12 protein-coding genes and 1 pseudogene are annotated in these 17,932 nt (G+C 67.3%); 8 read left to right on the top strand and 5 right to left on the bottom strand.

Annotation, left to right across the window (positions count from 1 at the left end; all coding sequences use genetic code 11):
- Positions 1 to 33 precede the first annotated feature (33 nt).
- The 4 genes from F0U63_RS35090 to F0U63_RS35075 form a co-directional block, all read right to left on the bottom strand.
- The gene (locus tag F0U63_RS35090) at positions 34 to 3,822 is read right to left on the bottom strand and encodes an FAD-dependent oxidoreductase (protein WP_395836879.1); all 3,789 of its coding nucleotides are present in this window, start codon (positions 3,820 to 3,822) and stop codon (positions 34 to 36) included.
- A gap of 243 nt (positions 3,823 to 4,065) precedes the next feature.
- Complete coding sequence (locus F0U63_RS35085) at positions 4,066 to 5,469, bottom strand: hypothetical protein (RefSeq protein ID WP_395836877.1); 1,404 nt, start codon at positions 5,467 to 5,469, stop codon at positions 4,066 to 4,068.
- A complete protein-coding gene (locus F0U63_RS35080; RefSeq protein ID WP_395836875.1) occupies positions 5,466 to 5,939 on the bottom strand; it encodes a hypothetical protein in 474 nt (157 codons plus the stop codon). The genes F0U63_RS35085 and F0U63_RS35080 overlap by 4 nt, the downstream gene beginning before the upstream one ends.
- Positions 5,936 to 8,176, bottom strand: a complete 2,241-nt coding sequence (locus tag F0U63_RS35075) for a glycosyltransferase family 4 protein (RefSeq protein WP_395836873.1) — start codon at positions 8,174 to 8,176, stop codon at positions 5,936 to 5,938. The genes F0U63_RS35080 and F0U63_RS35075 overlap by 4 nt, the downstream gene beginning before the upstream one ends.
- A 43-nt stretch (positions 8,177 to 8,219) precedes the next feature.
- Here F0U63_RS35075 and F0U63_RS35070 point away from each other — a divergent pair, with 43 nt between their 5' ends.
- The 6 genes from F0U63_RS35070 (at position 8,220) to F0U63_RS35045 (ending at position 15,356) form a co-directional block, all read left to right on the top strand.
- Entirely contained in the window at positions 8,220 to 9,311 is a 1,092-nt protein-coding gene (locus F0U63_RS35070; protein ID WP_395836871.1) for a glycosyltransferase family 4 protein, read from the top strand.
- A 68-nt stretch (positions 9,312 to 9,379) separates the two neighbouring features.
- The gene (locus F0U63_RS35065) at positions 9,380 to 11,206 is read left to right on the top strand and encodes a bifunctional metallophosphatase/5'-nucleotidase (RefSeq protein ID WP_395836869.1); all 1,827 of its coding nucleotides are present in this window, start codon (positions 9,380 to 9,382) and stop codon (positions 11,204 to 11,206) included.
- 233 nt (positions 11,207 to 11,439) lie between these two features.
- Entirely contained in the window at positions 11,440 to 11,829 is a 390-nt protein-coding gene (locus F0U63_RS35060; RefSeq protein ID WP_395836867.1) for a hypothetical protein, read from the top strand.
- A 65-nt stretch (positions 11,830 to 11,894) separates the two neighbouring features.
- Complete coding sequence (locus F0U63_RS35055; RefSeq protein WP_395836865.1) at positions 11,895 to 13,100, top strand: hypothetical protein; 1,206 nt, start codon at positions 11,895 to 11,897, stop codon at positions 13,098 to 13,100.
- A 715-nt stretch (positions 13,101 to 13,815) separates the two neighbouring features.
- The gene (locus F0U63_RS35050) at positions 13,816 to 14,886 is read left to right on the top strand and encodes a hypothetical protein (RefSeq protein ID WP_395836863.1); all 1,071 of its coding nucleotides are present in this window, start codon (positions 13,816 to 13,818) and stop codon (positions 14,884 to 14,886) included.
- Complete coding sequence (locus F0U63_RS35045) at positions 14,862 to 15,356, top strand: restriction endonuclease (RefSeq protein WP_395836861.1); 495 nt, start codon at positions 14,862 to 14,864, stop codon at positions 15,354 to 15,356. The genes F0U63_RS35050 and F0U63_RS35045 overlap by 25 nt, the downstream gene beginning before the upstream one ends.
- 470 nt (positions 15,357 to 15,826) lie before the next feature.
- Here F0U63_RS35045 and F0U63_RS35040 read toward each other — a convergent pair.
- Positions 15,827 to 16,225 (bottom strand): annotated as a pseudogene (locus tag F0U63_RS35040) (DUF3362 domain-containing protein); the annotation flags it as partial.
- 86 nt (positions 16,226 to 16,311) lie between these two features.
- Here F0U63_RS35040 and F0U63_RS35035 point away from each other — a divergent pair.
- Together F0U63_RS35035 and F0U63_RS35030 are read left to right on the top strand one after the other, a co-directional pair.
- Positions 16,312 to 17,451 carry a hypothetical protein gene (locus tag F0U63_RS35035; protein ID WP_395836859.1) on the top strand — a complete coding sequence of 380 codons (1,140 nt, stop codon included), beginning with the start codon at positions 16,312 to 16,314 and terminating at the stop codon, positions 17,449 to 17,451.
- 3 nt (positions 17,452 to 17,454) lie between these two features.
- Positions 17,455 to 17,925: an Imm26 family immunity protein gene (locus F0U63_RS35030; RefSeq protein WP_395836857.1), complete on the top strand. Its 471-nt coding sequence runs from the start codon at positions 17,455 to 17,457 to the stop codon at positions 17,923 to 17,925.
- The last annotated feature ends 7 nt before the right edge of the window (positions 17,926 to 17,932 follow it).

Here is a 17,932-nt window from a genome sequence, read left to right as displayed (position 1 = left end):
GCGCCCACCCCCCCGTGGTGCCTACATGAGGGCCTACACGCGGCGCAGGCCCGGCACCTTCTTGAGCAGCTGCGCCAGGTACAGGTCCGACATCTTCTCCAGGACCGTGTTGCCGCGCAGGCGCTGGTTGAGGTTGGCGAAGTCCACCTCGTCCAGGCGCTGATCCTGGTTGAAGCAGGAGAACACCCACGTCTCCTTGCCCGTCTTGGGATCCACGTGCCGCTGCAGGCACTGCGCGCAGATCTCCTTCATCATGCACTGCATGGGCGAGTTGATGGAGCCGATCGCCTCGTGCTCGGGCTTGAGGTAGGGCTGGAGCACCCCGTGCCGGGCCTCCTGCACCGCGCGCATCATCCGGTCCGAGCCGATGGCGATGATGCGATCCACCTGGCTGAAGGAGACCAGGGGCTGGGTGCTCAGCTCGCCCTTGGCGTAGGCGAGCATCGCCTGCACCACGTTGCCCCGGAAGGACGAGTCCTGGGGACGCCGCGGCTCGATGATGTCACCCGCGTCCACCGACCACACCACCTGGTCCGTGGAGGCTTCGATCTCCTCGTGCTTGAAGACGTCCGCGCGCTGACGGAAGCCGGCGAAGTACACCACCTTGCACCCGGCCGCGCGCAGCGAGCGCGCGATGGAGAAGAGCACCGCGTTGCCGAGGCCGCCGCCCACCAGCAGCACCGTCTCGTTGTGCGGAATCTCCGTGGGCGCGCCCGTGGGACCCATCACCACCACCGGCTCGCCCGGCTTGAGCGCCGCGCACAGCCGGGACGAGGAGCCCATCTCCAGCACGATGGTGCCCATGAGCCCCTTCTCCTTGTCCACCCACGCGCCCGTGAGCGCCAGGCCCTCCATGGTGAGCCGGACTCCGTCCACCACCGTCGCCGTGCGCTCGAAGTTCTGCAGCCGGTAGAACTGGCCGGGCTCGAAGTGCTGCGCGGCGAAGGGCGCCTTGACCACCACCTCCACGATGGTGGGCGTGAGCCGGTTGACCGTCACCACGCGCGCGAGCAGCGCCTCGTCCAGCTTGCCGAAGTGCGCCGCCAGCTTCTCGTCGCGCCGCGCCTGCGCCAGCTCGTCGTTGAAGTCCAGCGCCGCCACTTCCTTCGCGTACAGCCGCGCCACCTCGGGGTAGCCGTCCTTCGCGCTCGCCATGGCCTTCACCACGTTGCCCGCGTAGGTGGGGTGGTTGTCACCGAAGTAGGAGATGAAGTGGCCGTCCTTGCGGTACGAGGTGAAGAAGCCCGTCTTCACGCCGATGTCCTCCACGGGCTGCACCTCGGAGAGGGAGAAGCCCTCGGGGGACTCGGCCAGCTCGTAGCTGCGGAAGTACTCCTTGTTCTCGTCCAGCTCGAAGGTGCCCGGGTACTCCTTCTCGTAGGTGACGTTGGGCGCCGTGCCGGCCGCCACGCACACCGTGCGCGCGGGCATCTCGAAGAACTCGCCGCTGCCGCGCAGCTTGCCCTCCTTGGTCACCATGCGCTCGAAGCGCAGCGCCCGCACCGCGCCCTTCTCGTCCGCCAGCGCCTCCACCGGGCTCATGCGCTCGATGAAGCGGATGCCCTCCTCGAGCGCCTTGGACACCTCCTCGTGGTTGAGGCGGTAGGCGGGCGACTCGGTGAGGCCGCGGCGGTACACCAGGCTCACGCCACCCCAGCCGCGCACCAGCCGGATGAAGTCCGGCGCCCGGCCCTCGGCCTTCGCGCCCTCGCGCTCGGCGCGCACCGCCCGGCCATGCTCCAGGAAGGTGAGGTAGGTCGCCTTCTCCTCGGGATCCAGCCGCGCGAGCACCGCCTCCTCGCCCAGCTCCGCCACGAGCTCCTCGTGCCGGTTGAGCGTCTTCTCCACCTGCACCGGGTAGTACGCCATCAGCTCCGTGGCGGTGTCGATGCCGGTCAGGCCACCGCCGATGACGATGGCCGGCAGGCGCACCTGGAGGTTGGTGAGCGAGTCGCGCTTGAAGGCACCCGTGAGCTGCAGCGCCATGAGGAAGTCGCTCGCCTTGCGGATGCCCCGGATGAGGTTGTTCTTCATCCCGATGATGGTGGGCTTGCCCGCGCCCGCGGCGATCGCCAGGTGATCAAACCCCATCTTCCACGCGTCCTCGATGGTCAGCGTGCCACCGAAGCGGATGCCGCCGTAGATGCGCAGGTTCTCGCGCCGCTCGAGCGTCAGGTGGAGCAGGGTGAGGAAGTTCTTGTCCCAGCGCACGGTGATGCCGTACTCGGACACGCCGCCGAAGCCCTCCTGGATGCGCTCGTCCAGCTCGCGGGTGATGGCGCGCCAGTCGTGGATGGGCATGAGCTTCTTGCCGTTGCGGCCCACCAGCTCGTCCGGGAAGGGCTCGATCTTCAGGCCGTCGATGCCCACCACGCCAAAGCCCTCGTTCACCAGGTAGTGCGAGAGCGTGTAGCCCGCGGGGCCCATGCCCACCACGAGCACGTTGCGGCCCACGTACGGCAGCGCGTACGGACGGCGCACGTTGAGCGGATTCCAGCGCGTGAGCAGGCCGTAGATTTCGAAGCCCCAGGGCAGCGCCAGCACCTCGGTGAGCGTGCCCGTCTCCGCCAGGGGGATGTTCACCGGCTCCTGCTTCTGGAAGACGCAGGCCTTCATGCAGTCGTTGCAGATGCGGTGGCCGGTGCCCGGACACATCGGGTTGTCCAGCATCACCATGGCCAGCGCGCCCACCGACAGGCCCTCGCGCTTGAGCGCGTGCGCCTCGGAGATGCGCTCGTCCAGCGGACAGCCGGTGAGCGGAATGCCCAGCGGGTTCTTCTTGTACGTGTGGCCCTCGGCCACCGGATCCTTCGCCACGAAGCCCGTGGAGCACGAGTCCTTCTTGCGCTCGTGGCAGATGACGCAGTAGTCCACCTCGCCCATCACCTCGCGCTGGGTGCCGCGCGGGTCCGTCAGCTTGAAGCCGTCACGGTAGCGCAGGTGGTGCTCCGAGCCCTGTGTGGCCTCGGGCATGTTCGGGTCCGGCCGCTCGAGCTGCACGAGCTGATCGAACACCAGCGGCTTGGGCACCCGGTGCGTGGGCCACTTGTGGAACAGCTCCTTCATCTCCGGGTGCAGCGCGCGTGCGTACGTCCAGCGGTCCGCCAGCGACAGGAGGTTGCGCACCGACTGCAGCTCCGCCTCGTCCGAGCCCTGCTGCACCAGGCTGGAGCCGAACGCCTCCTTGCCCTCGGGCGCCGACAGCAGCGCGGCGCGCAGGCCCGTCCACCGGGTGCGCAGCGTCTCGGACTGCTCGGGCGTGAGGGGCGGCAGGTTGCCGGAGGCGCCGGAGAACAGCCGCTCCAGATCCATCAACGTGAGCAGCGACTCGGCCAGCGCGCGCTCCACGTCGTCGCTCGCGAGCGCCTCGGGGAAGGCCAGCGACAGCATCAGCCGCATGCGCGCGTCCAGCGACGGGTACTCGGCGAGCGTGGGGCGATCCGTGGCGCCCTTCTTGAACACGCGGCGGGTGATGAACTCGCGCTTGAAGTCGAACAGGGGCAGCTCGCTCTTGAGCGAGCGCGCCAGCCGGTCCGCCTCGGCCTCGACGCCGAAGAGCTTGGAGACGAAGGCGCCCACGTGGCGCGCCACGCGGATGAGCAGCTCGGACTCAGCGGGGCCCTCGAGGCCCTTGCCGCCCGCCTTGCGGTAGGCCTCGAAGCTCTGGAAGAGCTCGGGCTCGTCCTTGGCCAGCTGGGCGTCGAAGTGATCGGACAGGCGGCGCAGCCCGCGCGGACGGTAGAGATCCTCGAAGCTGAAGCCGGCGATACCGAGGGTCAGCGTGGGGCCGTCGTTGGAAGGAAGAGCGTTCAAGGATTGCATGTCACGGGCCGTCTAAGGAGAGAGGGCAACCAGAGTGGAACGGCTGCTGGATCTGCTCCTATTTCGCGACTTACCGCCTGGAAAGCAAGCGGGACCGCCAGCCGGGCGGGAGGGCGTGCCTCGCCCCTTCTCCTCCTCGGCCCCGCCGCGGACACCCACACCGTCCCCTGGCTCGGCGGGAGCCGGGCGAGCACGGGTAGCACCCGCAGTGGAATCCCCGCGGGAGGGGACGGGAGCGCGTGCTCAGGTGGCGGTGGGGGGAGTGGCCTCGGCCGGGGTCTGTGTCGCGAGGGGCGGAGCGGGGGCGTTCCAGGCGGCGAGTGCGCAGCAGAGGGCGGCGACGATGAAGTAGTAGTAGTTGCAGAACGCCTGCTTGCTGAAGGCGAAGAAGACCATGATCAGCAGGCCCACCGCCAACGCGAAGCCCGCGGGGGTGCGAGGCGCTCGCCAGAGGGCGAGGCCGATCACGGGCAGCACCGCGACGAAGCCCAGCAGGGGCGGCGGCCGCACGCCCATGTGTTGGTTCCACCAGGCCAGATAGCTGAGCGACTCGACGCGGAAGGGCTGGCGCAACTGGAAGGTGATCATGTCCTGGTAGAAGGCCACGGGATCGAGCACGGCGAAGGGCAGGGTGATCACGGCGGCGACGGCCACGGCCTTGAGCACGGTGCGCACCGTGGCGCGCCAGGGCGAGGGGCCCGGGTGCAGCAGGACGACGAGCGGGGCGGCGAGGATCAGGTAGTGCTTGCTGGCGAAGAGCAGGCCCAGCGCCACGGGCAGTAGCCGGGGGGCGCGGCAGGCACTCCAGACGGTCAACGCCATGAGGAACGCGATATGGGCCTCGGTCCAGCCCTGCTCGAGCACGAAGAAGGTCCGCGGGGTGAAGAGGAAGACCGCCGCGGCGATCGCGGGCAGGCGTCCCGGCTGGCACTGGCCCATCAACACCGCGGCCAGCCCCATCGCCACCAGGTTGGCCCAGCGGTAGTCCCCGCCGAGCACATACCCGATTCCGGCGATCAGCAGGCTGAGGGGCGGATAGGTGAAGCCCACCTGGACCCGGCCATTCGCCAGCAGCCCCGGCTCGTAGAACAGGTCGTGTCCATAGATGTCCGGCATGGTGATGGCGTAGGGATTCACTCCCCGGCCCAGGGCCTGGAGCGCCTCGACGTGCCAGGCGAAGACGTCGATGTGCGGCCGGGGCGAGGCGCGAAGGATCCAGTAGCCCAGCGCCAGATGGACGCCCACGAGCAGCGGCAGCCGCCAGCGGCCCAGCCACGAGTCATTTCCCAGCCCCGCTCCCGCGAGCACCGCCGCGGCCGCGATCCCCATGAGAAAGGGCTGGAAGCCCTCCCTTCCGGGTCTCAGGTACATGGCGGGCGAGGTCGTGCAGAGCTGGGCGAATTGCCAGATGAGACCCGCGCCCAGCACCAGGACGGCCAGGCGCTCGGCCTGCCGGGAGGCGTCCTCGCGCCGGAGCGTGGGCAGGACCAGGGCGAGCGTCGAGGTCACCACCGCCACCGTGAGCCACGTCACCGACTGCGGGTGGAGGTTTCCGTTGGACACCTGGATGGCGTAGCCGAGCCCCACGGCCGCGATGGCGACCAGGGGCGCGAAGAGGGACCGATCGTTGGGCGTGGGGGTGTTCATCCCCGCCCTGGCGTCTTGGCGGCGCGGCGCTTCGAGGGCGGCGTCGGAGTGGGCGCTGGAGTCGGCTCCGGAGGAGGCATCTGGGCGGCGCGCAGGGCCTCCACCTCGGCGCGCAGCCGCACCACCTCGGCGGAAAGCTGGGCGTAGGAGTCGCGCACATGCCCGTTGAAGGCGCGCTGGCGGCCGAGCGTCTCGTTGATGAACACCTGGCACGTCTGGCGGAAGGCCCACTTGGCCACCAGCACGAGCTGGCCCGCGCCGCCCCGGTGGGTGTGCGGGGGCAGCGGGCGGGTGGGGTCCGAGTGCTCCGCCAGCGCCTGGAGGTTGAAGGCGAGGGGATCCACCCGGGGCTCCACGCCGGAGGGGGGCACGTCCACGGGCTCGGAGGACGGCAGGCCCCGCGTGCGCAGGCGCTCCTCGATGCGCGCGATCAGCTCGCGCGCGGGGATGTCTCGTCCCAGCAGTTTCATCGGCTCTTCTCCCTCAGGATGCGCTCCATCTCTTCGCGGTAGGCGTCCACCACCTGGGGCCACGTGTGGCGCTCGGCGTATGTCCGGGCCTTCTGGCTCAACCGGCCACGCTGCTCGCCCACCTCGCGCAGCCCCGAGATGAAGGACTCCAGATCCGTGTAGACGCGGCCCGCGCCACTGCGCTCCACCTGGCCCACCAGCACCTCCGAGTGCCCGTTGACCAGCACCGGCGTGCCCGAGGCAAAGGCCTCCAGCGTGAGCAGCGACAGGCTCTCGAAGCGTGAGGGCACCGTCACCGCCAGGGCCCCGGCCAGCGCGTCGTACTTCTCCTGCTCGCTCAGGCGGCCCACCGCGTGCACGCCCTCGCCGCGCAGCTCCATGTGCGCCTCGCCCGCGAGCACCAGGTCCGGCGCGTCGTGGAAGCGCGCGCGCAGCTCCCGGTAGTGCGACAGCAGCTCGGGGATGCCCTTGCCGGCCTCCAGCCGCCCCAGATAGAGCAGATAGGGATTGTGCAGGCCGTGCCGCTCCCGGAAGCGCTCGGGATTCACGTCCGGAGGCACCTCCACCCCCACGCCCACCACCCGCGCGCGGGCATGGCCCGGCCAGGCGCGGCCGATGAGCGCCACCTCCTCGGGCGTGTTGCACAACAGGGCGCGCGGGCGCTCGAAGACGTCCGCGTAGGCGCCGAAGCGCAGGGGGGGCTCGTCATGCGCCGTGGGCACGAGCACCGCCCGGTCCGCCACCAGCGGCAGCCCCCATACCGTGGGCGCGTAGAGGTAGGTGAAGAAGACGAAGCCGTCGTAGTCGGCGCCGTGCGCGTCCAGGTGCTCGAGCAGCCCGGGCACCACCGGCCCCTGCTCGGCCACCCAGTGCTCCTCGCGCAGCCGCTCGTTGCTCCGATCGAAGACCTGCCGGGACAGGGCGTTGAAGGGCCGGATGTGGCGCACGCGCGTCACCGGGAAGCGGAGGATCCTCACGCCGCCCTCGGCCCGCTCCTCGCCCGGCGCAAAGGCGTTCTCCCAGGTGAGGTGGTTCTTCGCGCACGTGGTGAGCACCGTCACGTCCCAGTGCGGCGCGAGCTGCTCCACCACCTGCTGCGCGTGGCGCTCGGCGCCTCCCGTCACCTCGCCGTAGCGCTGCACCACGAAGCCCACGCGGGGCTTCTTCCTCGTGCTCCGGGCGTGCCTGGGGGCCTTGGGTGGAAGGGGCAGGGCACGCGCGAGGGCTTCCTGGCTCGCGTCGGCGGAGAAGTGCTTCAACCGGCGCGCCTGGCCCGCGAGCAGCCGCTCACGCAGGGCCTTGTCCTCGCACACCTCGACCACCAGCTCGGAGAGGAAGGCGAAGCGCTTCTCGTCGAAGGCGATGCCCGCGCCCCCGAGCGTCTCCGGCACGGCCGCCGCGGCGTAGGCCAGCACGGGCACCTCGGCCGCCATGGCCTCGATGAGCGGGACGCCGAAGCCCTCGTGCTCGCTCATGGACACGAAGACATCCGCCGAGCGGTACGCCGCCACGAGCTGGGCATGGTCGAGCCGTCCGAGGAATTGCACCCCGGACAGTTCCCGGGCCGTGCGCTGGAGCGAGCGGAAGTAGCGGCTGCCCGGCTCATAGCCGCCCACCAGCAGCAGGCGCGCCTGGGGCCGCACCTCGAGCACCTGAGCATGCAGCGCGAGCAGATCCTCGAAGCGCTTGTGAGGAGCCACGCGGCTCACCGAGAGCAGGACGGGGCCGGGGCCCGCGAGCCGCCGCAGCATCTCCGCGTCCGCGCCTGCCCGGGCGAAGCGGGAGGGCTCGACGAAGAGGGGCACGGTGTGCACGTTCCGGTAGCCGGCCTCGCGCAGCTCGGCGCTGTTGTAGTCCGACACACCGAGGGCCACGTCCACGAAGGGGGCCATGGCGGCGAGCTGGGCCCGTCCGGTGCGCAGCGCCTCGGCCAGGGGGGTGCCCGCGTAGGTGTTGGCGGGGCTGATGTTGTGGAAGACGACGCCGCGGCGGCAGGGCAGGTGCAGGAGCTGGCCGCTCAGCGGCGAGGCGATGCCGTGGTGGTAGAGGACGAGATCCTCCGGCCCCGGGCGCAGCGCCGCGGCGGGGTGCGCGAGGGAGCCCAGGCCCTGGCCGACCTCGGCCGCGTACAGCTCGCCCGCGTGGCCGAGCCGGCGCAGCAGCAGTTGCAGGTGCAGGGCCGCCTGTCCGGTGGCATCGCCCGCCACGAAGCTCGGAATCAGCTGATGGACCGCCATAGGGGGCCCCTGCCTATCACAGCGCCGTGTTATGAGGCGCCCCGTGTCCATTGGTCCTGTCGCTTTCGACGCGAGTCTGTGGGACGAGCCCATCACGGGCATCGGTCTGTATACCCACTGTCTGGCCGAGGGCCTCGAGTCCCGAGGCGTGCGGTTGCAGCGGCTGGGGGCCCGGGTGTCGGGTGATGAACCGCGAGGGACGCTGGGGCGCACCGCCTACGTCCTGGGCCGGCTGCCCGAGGCCCTGCGCCAGTCGGGGGCGCGGCTCTACCACGCGCTGGGCAACTTCAACCTGCCCCTGGTGCGCACCCCCGGCACCCCCTACGTCGTCACCGTGCATGACCTGATTCCGCTGTTGATGCCGGAGACGGTATCGCGGGCCTACCACTGGCAGTTCCGCGTGTGGCTCGCCCGGAGCGTCCAGGTCGCGGACCGGATCCTCTGCGTGAGTGAGTGCACGCGCGACGATCTGCTCGCGCGCCACCCGGAGGCGGAGGGCCGGGTGGCGGTGGTGTACAACGGCGTGGACCATGTGGACCGGCACGTGCCGGACGCCGCCGCGCTGGACTTCCTGCGCGCCCAGGCGCTGCCCTCGCGCTTCGTGCTGTACGCGGGCTCGCTGGACGTGCGCAAGAACGTGGGCCTGGTGCTGGACGCGCTCGAGCGGCTGAAGGCCCGGGGCCGTGCGGTGCCCCTGGTGCTGGTGGGGCAGCGCTGGTTCGGCTCGGGCGCGGTGGAGGGGCGGGTGGAGCGGCTGCGCGCCCAGGGCCATGACATCCGCGCGCTGGGCTACCAGCCGGAGTCCGTCTTCTACGAGCTGATGCGGCGGGCCTCGGTGTTCGTCTTCCCGTCGAGGTACGAGGGCTTCGGCCTGCCGCCGCTGGAGGCGATGCGGCTGGGCACTCCCGCCATCGTGTCCACGACGGGCGCCACGCCCGAGGTGTGTGGGAGCGCCGCGCCCGCGGTGCGGCCGGACGACGCGGAAGGGCTGGCGGAGGTGGTGGATCGGCTGCTGCGCTCGGAGGAGGAGCGGCGGCACTGGGCACAGGCCGGGGCGCGTCACGCGGCCGAGTTCACCTGGGCCCGCTGCGCGGAGCAGACACTCGCCGCGTACACCCATGTCCTGGCCAGGTAGCCCGCCGTCGCCCGGGGGCCCGCGGCGGGTTGCCAGGGGGAAGGCGCTGGGCTCAACTCGGCGCCCTCATGTCTCCCTCCCGACTGTTCCTCACGTGCGTCGCCCTCGCGGCCGCGGGTTGCGCGAGCGCCCCGCGATCCCTCTCCTCCACCGCGTCCACCCCGGACGCGCGCCCCGCCGAGCCCGTGCGGCTCACGCTGGTGGGCACCAATGACTTCCACGGCTGGTTGATGCCCCATGACACCACCCTGCGCAGCGGGCTGGTGCTGGAAGAGGGCGGGGCGGCGGCCTTCGCCGGCTACCTGGCCCGGCTGCGCGCCGACAACCCCGGGGGCGTGCTGCTCGTGGACGCGGGCGATCTCTTCCAGGGCACGCTCGCCTCCAACCTCACCGAGGGGGCCTCCGTCATCGACGCCTACAACCAGCTGGGCTACGCCGCCGCCGCGCTCGGCAACCACGAGTTCGACTACGGGCCCGTGGGTCCCAAGGCGGTGCCGGGGCCGGGCGAGGATGCCTTCGGCGCGATCACCGCGCGCATCCAGCAGGCGCGCTTCCCCCTGCTCACCGCCAACGTGTTCGACGGCGACTCGGGCAAGCCGCCCGCGTGGCTCGGCAACGACGGCACCCGGCTGGTGACGCTCCAGGGCGTGAAGGTGGGCCTCGTGGGTCTCACCACGCCGTCCACCGCGCGCATCGGCAACCCCGCTCAGCTGGGCTCGTTGCGCTTTGGTGACATGCGGCCCGCCACGCTCGAGGCCGTCCAGCGGCTGCGCGCCCAGGGCGCCGAGGTGCTGGTGGCCATCGCGCACGCGGGTGGCAAGTGCTCGGACCTGTCCAATCCCCACGACACCTCGAGCTGCGATCGCTCGGATGGAGAAATCTACGAGCTCGTCGAATCCCTGCCCCCGGGCACCCTGGACGCCGTCTTCGCCGGCCACACCCACCAGGCCATGGGCCACTTCTTCAACGGCGTGCCCGTGCTCTCCACCCAGGGCCAGGGCCGCTCCTTCGGCGTGCTGGAGCTGTTCGTGGACCCGGTGAGCCACAAGGTGCTGCCCGAGCGCACCCGGCTCCAGGCCGCGATCCCCGTGTGTGTCCGGGTGGAAGAGCAGAGCGGGAGCTGCGATGCGCGCAAGCTCAAGGACCTGGGGGCGGACGCGAAGCTCGTGCCTCCCACCTTCCTCGGGGGCGCGGTGGTGCCGGATCCGAAGGTGGAGGCGGTCGTGGCCCCGGCGCTCGCCCGGGTGGAGGAGGAGCAGCGCCGTCCCCTGGGCTTCACCGTCGCCACGCCCCTGGGGCGCAACTACGAGGAGGAGAGCGCGCTCGGCGACGTCATCACCGATGGGATGCGGGAGATGGAGAAGGCGGACGTGGCGCTCGTCAACTCCGGCGGCCTGCGCGCCAACGTCAAGGCCGGCCCCATGACGTACGGAGATCTCTATGCGGTGTTGCCGTTCGACAACACCGTGGCCATCGTCACGCTCTCCGCGGACGAGCTGCGTCGTCTGCTGACGGCTGCCTATGGCGCGAGCACCAGCATGTTCCAGGTCTCCGGTCTCAAGGTGACGCTCGCGCGTTGCGCCGGGCCCCAGCGCTTCCGCGACGCCACGCTGCCGGATGGACGGCCGCTGGACGCCAGGCGCATGTACCGGGTCGTCCTGCCGGACTTCCTCGCTCGCGGCGCGGGGGGCCTGGGTGTGGTGCTGTCCCAGGTGCCGCCCGAGCGCATCGATCTGGGCGCCGGCCGCGAGCTGACCCTGCGCGAGGCGCTCGCGGCGTGGTGGAAGAGCCGGGGCACGCCGGTGACGGCACCTGCTACAGGCCGCATCAGCTACGTGGATGAGGGAGTCCCGTGCGCCGCGCGCCCGGCCTCCGAGCGCCCCGAACGACCATGAAAAAAGTGGCGCCTCCTGGTCGCTGGCCGCACCATCGGCCGGTGATCGGGAGGAGGGTTCCCGGCCGAGTCCCCGCAAGTATCCGAGATCTGGGCGGATCGCCGCGCGGGCCGAAAAATCGGCTTGGGATCAGTTTTCAACTACCCTTTTCCTCCTTAGTCTAGTGAAGGCGCGCCGTGATCCGAGGAGCCTCTCAGGCTCCCATCAGGGCCCGCCGGCTGGGGAGGAAACACATGCTCTACAAAGTGACCCCGATGATGCCGCCGCCGGGCTCCAAGGAGACGAAGGCGCGCGAGGCGGGTCAGCCGCGCAAGCGCCGCAAGTCGGCCATCTTCGATGCCGAGGGCCATGAGGTCCTCATCTCGTTGATGTGCCTCAAGTGCCGCTCGCTCAAGCCGCTCGCGCAGTTCGGTCTGCGCAAGATGGCGGATGGAGCCATCCGCAATCAGCCCTGGTGCCGCACCTGCCGCTCGGGCGCGGGCAAGCCCAAGGAGAAGGCCGGCGAGAACGTCGCGGCGCTCGAGCAGCCGTCCGCGGTGGCCGCCACCCTCCAGGTGGTTCCCGCCCCCGAGGCCGCCGTCGAGGACGACGAGTCGTCCATCGCCATCGCTTCCCAGGGTTGAGTCCGCTTCACCCCTCCATGCCGCCGCGAGGCTTCCGACGCGTCTACCAGGCGGGAACGCCGGACGTGAACGGCCGCTTCATGGGCGGCACGGAGATCATGCACCTGGTGGCGCACGCGGGACGGCTCTACGCGGCGACGTCCACCCTGTGGGATCAGCCCGGGGATGATCCAGCGGTGGGCGCGCAAGTGCTCGTGCTGGACCGTCCGGACGCGGGCTGGCGGGTGGAGTACGAGTTCGCCGCGCGCCACTGGCGGATGAGCCTGGTGTCCGTCACCTTCACGGTGGATGGGCGGGGGCGCGCGCTGCCGTCACCCGTGAGCATGCTGTTGGCGGCGCCCTCGGACGGGCAGGGACACGCGACGATCCACGCGCGTGACGAGGCGTCGGGCGTGTGGACGGAGATGTCCCTGGCCCGGAGCAGTGGGCGGGCCTCGAGCGTGCGGTGCGTGGGGATGCACCGGGACCGGATCACCGGCATCGAGCGCGTCTTCGCGGGAACGCTGCCCGGAGGGCTCTACAGCGGCGTCTATGACGCGGACGTGCCCGGGCGTATCCGGTGGAGCGAGGCCCCCGAGCTGTTGGGCTACAAGGCGCGTCCCATGGCCTTCGCCGAGTGTGATGGGGTGCTGCACGTGGCGATCAAACCCCACCTCTACCGGCTGGTGGATGGCGAGCAGCCCCGGTGGGAAACGGTCTACACGCTCCCGGGCGAGGTCACGCGCATCAGCAGTGGGCTGCGGGGGCTGACGACGATTCCGCACCCCTCGGGCCACGGCGAGTCCCTGCTGGCCGCGCTGGAGGGAGAGAACGCGCGCATCGTGCGGATCGACCCCGGCGACGGCTACCGCGAGACGGTGGATCTGGACGTCCTGGAGTTCCTCGGCGAGCAGGGGGGCCGGCGTCCGGGCTATGCCATCGTGGCCTATGACGACATGACGCCCGTGCCGCTTCCCGGCCAGCGGGGGAAGGCGCTGCTCATGGGGCTCGAGGCGACCCACAGCACCGAGCACGCCACCCATCCCAAGGACGGCTGGGAGCCCGAGGGCCGCTACCTCATCCGCCATCCGGACCGGCGCTACGAGCTGCGGAAGATCATCGATCCGACGCTCGATCCAATGCCGCCCCTGGTGTCCACGCGGACCATCCGGGTGTCTCCCTTCGATGGGGAGACGATCTACTTTGGCGGGTACGATCCGAACTCCGTGCCCGCCCACAACACGGGCTGGGTGTTCTGCGCGCCTCTGGAGACCGTGCTGTCGGGCGGCTGAACGGCTTCGGTTTACCCCGGCAATTTTTCGGGTAACGTTTCCCCCATAAAGGCTTCGAGGGCTTGCCGAGCATATTCCTTGAGGCGAGCCATGCTCGCGGCATCATCGAAATCAATTGTCTTTGCCATGTCACGAAACAGAGAGAGCACGGCCTTGCACTCAGCAGGACGGCGAGTTGCCGGTGATTTGCGACCCGCGTCGCTTTCAACCAGCTTGAGAACGAGGGTTGCGTCCTCGTGGAATTCTTCTCTTACTTTCGCATCCCCCCTGTGCTGCGAGCCCCCTCTAGTCCTACTCGGTGACTTGCCTAGGGCATTCGGCGACCCTCCGAGGTAAGTCTCTCTGAGTGGGTACGAATTGAACAAGTAGTACTAGCAGGCTGCTGAAAAAGGGTCGGACCCCCTGCTGTGCCCCCAACATTTGGGGGTCGGTCCCGATGCATTATCCATCTGGTAGTGGGTCGTCTGGGGGTCGAAGGACTTTTTCAGCAGCCTGCTAGGTTCCATCCCGCCCATACGCCGAGGGGAGAGCTTGCGCGACTGCCTCTTCAGGTATGCTCAGAGGCATGACACGCACTCCTGAGTTCCTGGGCTTCATCACATATGACTATGACGAGCCAGTGGTTTCGCCAAAGAACCCCCTCTTCCAGTGGTCAGCAGTCTGATCTGCGCAGGACAATTAGCGCGGGAATAAGATTTATCCGCAGAGAATGACAATGGACGACATCAGAAATAGTGACCTTTTAGAAACCACAGACAGCCTTGGGCCGAACACGCTTGGACTGGAAGAATTCTCAGGCAAGTCAACCGCCGCATTAATCAAATTGGCAAAGGAGCACAGCTCTCCTGATGGCGCAGTGAAAATAAATTTTCAACTAGCAAACATCGGCAACACAAATGACCCTGCAAACATCGCCTACGACTATCTTGAGGCATTATGGATCGGAGAGAGACTATCCAAGCATTGCAAGAAGGTAACCAGCGAAACAAAGAGCTTGAGCTATTACGAAGTTTATGTCGTGTTTTCAATGTGGCCTTCGAATTTTGAAGAATGGGCCCGCGAACTGGTTCAATTGACAATAGACCTTGAACTCTGGGGTGAAGACTGCCCGGACGGATATGAAATTTACGACCCCATCACAAAGGCAGAGGGCAGCTCAGAAGTCGAGGACGACATTTTCAACGGCAGTTCTAAAATCTGCCTCCCAGAGTTGGCGGATTGTTTCATTGCGAATTTCATACACGGGACCCTCTACCATGAGGAGGAGGCGTATTGGAACGAGAGATTTCCCACTTGGCGCCATGGATTTTGGAAGTCGGCCCTGAGTAGGGAGATTGAGTATGATCTATACACTTCCACGAACTCTCAGGGCGTGTGGATCGCCATGTCCGACAAGGACAAGATAGAAGATTTGCTATCGCAATATGGCGGATTCAGTGAGGCGGGCCGCAAGCTTTACTTGGCTGAGTATCTCCGACTCAACGACGAATCGCCTTTTCTGGTGAGCGTCCGCAACTCAGTTTACGCGCCAGTTCAACAGGTGGAGAGCGCGCTTGAATGCTGGGAAAAATGTCTACAGGACAAAGAGCGCAAGTCCAAGGCAAATAATGACCAGTATTCTAGTGCTTGGCAGGACTTCTCATGGAGAATGACTGAGCATGGTCAAGCAGTGGTGGTCAGTCACGACAACGTTCAGTTTGTGGCGTTTGCGGTTCAGCGGATTCTCTACGGCCAGAGCAACTGCAAGACACTCTTGCGAAATTGGAGAACTCCGCGGACAGACTGAGGCAACTTGTTGGCCTTCCACCATCCTCTCTGTGCAATTGGGACTCCATTAACGAGGAGGACTTTGAGGAACTCTGTTATGACGTGCTCAGGCGAACGGGTATTTTCGATGAGCGGACGATTCGAAAGCACGGAAAGACCCGCTCAAGAGATGGGGGAAGAGATATCGAAATCTGGAGTCGCTCTCGCATAGGAAAGCCTGGTGTCAAGTGGATTTTTCAGTGCAAATATTTGTCGACCTCCCGCTCGTTGGGCGCGGGTCGTATCGATATGTCGGATGTTGTAGAGCAATATGGTGCAGGGGGATTCGGCGTGATGACAAATTCCGTTATTGATTCCACTCTCTATGACAGGATGGACGCGATAGCTGCCAGAAGGGGCCTGGAGTTGATGTCTTGGTCCAAGCTTGAGTTGGAGAGATTTATCACACCTAGACGAGACTTGCTTCGTCGCTATTTCAAGCATGATTAAGAGTCCATTTGCCAGGAGTCTGCTCTGTCTTCCTGCCACGGCCGGAACGCTCGCTCCACATCCCGGCATGGAGGGGGTAAGGCTCTGAGCGCTATCCGATCTCCGGGAAGTGCTCGGTGAGTGTCAACGTGGTTGTACGCTGCTCCACAAGCCCACGCTCCTTGCCGCCCCCCTACTGGGTAGGCCACTTGGGCCGGCGTGTGCCTGAAGAGGGCTGCAATGCCTCTCCACCGGCTCGGCGCACAACCCTCGCGGCCCCCCTCAGCGGCCTTCTCGCCCCCTCCGCTCCATCACCCACCCTCAACAGGGCTCCCATCCCGCCTATACGCCTCCGGATTTGGTCCAAATTTGGTCCGACAAGAACCGATTTGGTCCCCAGATGCGAGCCGTGCCTCCTTCTAGGAGTGGGTTCGACTCAAGGCGGCGGGCAACCTCTATTGGCGGCGGCGGGAATCGAACCCGCCGTCAGATTACCGGGCGCGTCGGTCCTGCCGCTCGCACGCCTCGGCCTGCTTGCGGCGCGAGGCCTCGGCGCTCGTCTCCGGCGGCACCAGCGCATGGGGGCCCCGGCCAATCAAATCCTCCCGGCCCGCTTGAATCAACGCCTCGCGCGCCAGCGGCCACTGCTCCGGGTTCCAGTAGAGCAAGAGCGCCTTCTGCAGCTTCTTCTCGCGCAGGCCTCGCGCCGTGTACACCGGCTCCATCTTCAACGGATCCAACCCCGAGTAGTACATGGCCGTGGCCACCGACATGGGCGTGGGGATGAAGTCCTGCACCTGGCGCGGCCTCTTCCCGTTCTGCTTGAGCCACAACGCCAGCTCCACCATGTCCTTCAACTCCGAGCCCGGGTGCCCGCTGATGAAGTAGGAGAGCGCCCGGGGGGAAGACCCACCCCTGAGATACTGGTAGTGTCAAGTGGGGTCCTTCCGATGGAACCACATCCTGGAGTCGTTGCATGCCATACCGGTTGGCGCTGCTGACATGCCTGTTGCTCGTGGGGTGTGGCGGCGCCACGCAAGCAGTCCGCCCCGCCACCGTCCAGAAGAGGTTCTGCGTCTACCTACCGCACCAGGGTGCCGCAGCAGCATTGGATGAAGGTGACGGCGATCAGACCGCCACGCTCGCGCTGGAAATGCACGGGGTGGGCTCACCGGCGGTGCCGCTCACCCCACCGCCGCCCCCGCCGCTACAAGGACTCGCTGGCGAGGAGCTGGGCAGTGGCATACCCCGCGGCGCTCTCCGGCTGGTGCCACAAGGGGGTATCACTACCGCAGAGGCGGGAACCGGCGCCGTGGCGGGAGAGGCGCTCGTGACGGGGGGCGCGGCCCTCGCCGCCGCTGGTAGTGTGATCCTGGTCTGCTTGACCGTCACGGCGGCTGTGAACGGGACGGAGACCCCCATCGACATCGCGGACGAGTTCTACGGGACGCACTTCGGCGATGCTTTGGGATGGCTGCAGGGCCAGTATACGGCCAGGGACACCGGGCCTGCTCGAGCCATTGAGTTCCATATCTCCATCGACCGCGTCGCTGACGGCACCGTGACGGTGGAGACCTATGCGCCCGAGCCCCAAGCCGACCCCGCGCCCACCTCCCGTATTGGGCCCACGGCCTGGCCAGATTCGCGACGCGGCAAGAAAATCAAAGGGAAACGCGGCCGTCTGTACGTGACCTACAGGAAAATCAATAAGACGACCAACCGCTACTACTCAGGGCGAACCAGCATGGTCGTCGACCTCAACGCGCCCCTCGAAGTCCAAGCAACTCTGGCCGTCAGGCTCCGGAACATGAATCATCACATCGACGAGAACGGGGAACCGCGAGTTGTTCAGTCCAATCCCGCGCAGCTTGACGAGTTCGACGTTGGAACCGCCATCGACTACGGACGGAGGTATGACGATCCAGCCTACTGGCGGATTCGCGGAAGAGAGCAGCAGATGATTGATTTCCACGGGGGTGCCCAATCCGATACGGGCAAACCCTATCGGACCGAGAATGCCGTCCGAGCTGTGGCGAAAGACAACCCGAGCGGCCGACGGTTCCACGATGCCGCCACCACACGTTGGGGTCAGCTCCACCCCTACACAGGACACTAGGAAATGAGGTCAAAATATAAGCCAGGCTCGTTCTTGAGGATTCCCCTCGCCGATGGCTCATTCGGCTATGCGAGGACGCTCGAACCACCGTTCGATGCCTTTTACGAGTACAGAGCCGCAGAGCCGGACGCGGATCTGGACCGAATCGCGTCCAAGCCAATCCTCTTCAGGATTGTCGTTAGCCTCCCCTATTCGGAATCATGGAAGCTCATTGGGTGGAGAAAGCTTGAAGAGCATTTTTCTCAACCCATCGTCCAATACAGGCAAGCAGTGGGCCCCTTCGGCCGCTGCACGATTTTCGACAATCTTGGAATGGTGCGGCAGGCGGAGCCTCACGAGTGTCTCGGACTCGAGCCCTCGGCTGTCTGGGACCCGCATTCCGTCGAGGAGCGCCTGCTGGACGCATTCATGGGGCGGCCCAACGAGGCGTTGGAGCACATGAAAGCAGAGCTGCGAAACAGGATACCGAAGTGAACGCAGT

It is taken from the genome of Cystobacter fuscus, assembly GCF_044360685.1.
GTDB classification, from domain to species: Bacteria; Myxococcota; Myxococcia; order Myxococcales; family Myxococcaceae; genus Cystobacter; species Cystobacter fuscus_C.
Note: the sequence above shows the minus strand (reverse complement) of the source record. Positions and strands in the feature narration are given on the sequence as shown.

Bases quoted from the DNA above. Each gene is read 5' to 3' on its own strand.
- F0U63_RS35085 (WP_395836877.1), bottom strand. From the start codon at position 5,469: ATGAACACCCCCACGCCCAACGATCGGTCCCTCTTCGCGCCCCTGGTC.
- F0U63_RS35050 (WP_395836863.1), top strand. From the start codon at position 13,816: ATGGACGACATCAGAAATAGTGACCTTTTAGAAACCACAGACAGCCTT.
- F0U63_RS35035 (WP_395836859.1), top strand. From the start codon at position 16,312: ATGCCATACCGGTTGGCGCTGCTGACATGCCTGTTGCTCGTGGGGTGT.
- F0U63_RS35090 (WP_395836879.1), bottom strand. From the start codon at position 3,822: ATGCAATCCTTGAACGCTCTTCCTTCCAACGACGGCCCCACGCTGACC.
- F0U63_RS35075 (WP_395836873.1), bottom strand. From the start codon at position 8,176: ATGGCGGTCCATCAGCTGATTCCGAGCTTCGTGGCGGGCGATGCCACC.
- F0U63_RS35065 (WP_395836869.1), top strand. From the start codon at position 9,380: ATGTCTCCCTCCCGACTGTTCCTCACGTGCGTCGCCCTCGCGGCCGCG.
- F0U63_RS35080 (WP_395836875.1), bottom strand. From the start codon at position 5,939: ATGAAACTGCTGGGACGAGACATCCCCGCGCGCGAGCTGATCGCGCGC.
- F0U63_RS35030 (WP_395836857.1), top strand. From the start codon at position 17,455: ATGAGGTCAAAATATAAGCCAGGCTCGTTCTTGAGGATTCCCCTCGCC.
- F0U63_RS35060 (WP_395836867.1), top strand. From the start codon at position 11,440: ATGCTCTACAAAGTGACCCCGATGATGCCGCCGCCGGGCTCCAAGGAG.